Genomic DNA, 2,657 nt, shown 5'->3' with positions numbered 1-2,657 from the left:
AGCATAAGGCGCGGCTTCCTGTTTTTTTGTGCAAATTAAAAACTAAAGCTTTTCCTTATGCTATGCAATATCTACCACACAGCTTCGACCTAAAAAAGTTGAACATGGCGTTAATAAAGGTAATGCGATCTAAATTGGCTTGTGACCAAATAGGCACCGGTTGAATAAACATATTAACCAGTAGGAGTAATATTAGACCTAGCAGAGTATAATTCGCCCACTTCCCCCATTTCGGCATGACAATAGAATCTTTAAAAAGATAAATAATTGCAAATAATGTAAATAGATAAATAACAATCCACTGGGCGAATAAAAAGGGCTGGCGAAACCAACTACAGGTAAAAACGGTGGTTCCTAAAACAAGACAAAATAAAATAATTGCTAAAATTGATGACTTTTTTTGCCAAGTAAGACCACGCATTTCCGTATCATGAATTACACTTGAAGATGCTTATAATAAGAATAAAACTAATATAAGATCAAGCAATTTTCACGATTTTTCAGCTAACGGTTATACATCCATATAGCTGGTAGCTGCCTTTTAGTATTATCGCCCATTGGCATTTCGTATAAATGAGGAAAAAGAATACCTGCCGTGCCCAGCTTGTTCCGTTCGCGTCATTCAAAACTTGATTGGGAATCTATTAACCACTGAGATCCCTACCTTTTCGGAAACTACGGGTACATATTGTGGGAACAATGTTACATTAGAAAGTGACGAATAATGATCAACATCCCACCAAAATCAGTCGTATTTTAAAATCTCAATGGCGCCCTAAATAGCATTAGAAATAATCATTTCCATAGAGGTTGTTATTGCCATATTGATTTAGAATTTTCTGATACCCATGACCATAAGGGTTATAGCCACCACCGTAGTTGTTCCCATATTGGTTTGGATTGTACTGATATTGATTACCATAATTGTTATATGGTTGGTACTGATTGCCATAGAGATTGTGACCGCTATATTGATTCATATAATGATTATACTGGTTTCCATAATTATGAGCATACTGGTGATGCTGCTGATATCCGTGACCATAAGGGTTATAGCCACCACCGTAGTTGTTCCCATATTGGTTTGGATTGTACTGATATTGATTACCATAATTGNNNGGGTTATAGCCACCACCGTAGTTGTTCCCATATTGGTTTGGATTGTACTGATATTGATTACCATAATTGTTATATGGTTGGTATTGATTGCCATAAACATTATGTGAGAGAATCACTGGATTTGAGTACCCATAAAATACATTTTTATCTCTAAACAACCGTGGTTCCTCTAAATACAAAGTATACCAACCATTTGGCAATTTAATTAATTTCAAATTAATAATAACATCATGTTTTTTCTTGGCTTGAGATACCAAAAGATCACTGTTTTGGCTATCAAGTGCCTGCCTTTCTAATTGTTGAAAAGGAAGTAATGTTTTTTGTATTTCAAATGTGATCTGATTGCCAGGAAAGTGCCAATCATTAACTCTTAAAGTATACAAATCAATTCTCTCATGATTAACTATTTGCACACCCTCTTTAGATTCAAGGTCAATAGTTTGGGCATTACATTGCGGATCGCTGCGACCATGCATCTGGCAAAATTGATCTGGATTGTCATTATAGCGCAAGGTTGCACGATAAGGGGTATCGTTAACAATAATTGTATTTAAAGCGCATGCCACAGCACCGTAACCTAATAATGCAACGCTAGTAATTAATTTTTTCAACTTTGGTCTCCTTAGATCTATTCTGTATACTTCATAGCGAGGAGATTGTGTATTTAGGTTAACTAAAAGTCAACAATTAATTCTACAATACCTTCGCCAATTATGCAGTTTTTCGAACCTCGTGAATCCTCCCCAGGGCCGAAAGCTGCTCAATAAGCCTTCCTTTTTTAACTATGAAGTGTATTTATATTGTGTTTTAGGCAACTTTCTTCAGTCCAAAAAGAACATGCTTTTCCCAGACCTTTGACCAAGTATAAGTATTCATGGCTGCCCTTAAGGTAAGTATGTTGTGCAGTCCATCTCTTGACCACTTCATGTGCTGCTGCCCCTTACAACGCTGATTAATTGGGTTCTCAGCATTTGATTCAGCCATCCGACTTGTGAAAACCAAATCCTTGTTTTTATGTTCATCAAATTGACTATGTAATCTTTATTGTTAACGATACAGACTAACGGCTTTTCAAGCTTATTAATTTTCTTTATCTCTTTTAGTTACTTCTTGCTTTAGTTCCTCTAATCTGCCGATTGCATCCTCTATCTGTCCATGCCATAAATACCATTTAGCACCGTCTAGTTTTTCATTTAACTGTTTATTTCCTAAACCACTATTTTTGAACTTCATTGACAAGTGAAACCAGTCTAATATTCTGTCGATTGATTGACATTTATCAGACAAAGAGTCTATGACTGACCAACAACTAGCCGCGCCATCACAAACTGCAGTTAATTTGATTTGTTTTGTCATCCCCTCAAGTTTTGCGGCTGTCAGTGTTTGAGTTTTGATACTACCATGGTTGTCTGATAAAGTATTGCCATATACCCTTGTCTGTGTCTTTGCCCATAAATTCTCCTACAATCGCTGCGAGCCATGGAGAGCGGAACGCGAGGGCGAGTAGACCCGGGTAGCCTTGCGCTGTTGATCAGCAA

1 protein-coding gene and 1 pseudogene (1 of these 2 running past the window's edge) are annotated in these 2,657 nt (G+C 36.9%); both read right to left on the bottom strand.

Going from position 1 to position 2,657, the window contains the following annotated elements; translation table 11 throughout:
* Positions 1-5, bottom strand: a pseudogene (locus CU053_RS06680) (IS982 family transposase); its annotated part reaches 181 nt to the left of the window's first position; the annotation flags it as partial.
* 2,194 nt (positions 6-2,199) lie between these two features.
* On the bottom strand, positions 2,200-2,475 hold the full coding sequence (locus CU053_RS04945; RefSeq protein WP_100551087.1) for a hypothetical protein: 276 nt from the start codon (positions 2,473-2,475) through the stop codon (positions 2,200-2,202).
* Between the last annotated feature and the right edge of the window lie 182 nt (positions 2,476-2,657).

The organism is Caedibacter taeniospiralis, assembly GCF_002803295.2.
In the GTDB taxonomy this organism is placed as follows: Bacteria; Pseudomonadota; Gammaproteobacteria; order Francisellales; family Francisellaceae; genus Caedibacter; species Caedibacter taeniospiralis.
Note: the sequence above shows the minus strand (reverse complement) of the source record. Positions and strands in the feature narration are given on the sequence as shown.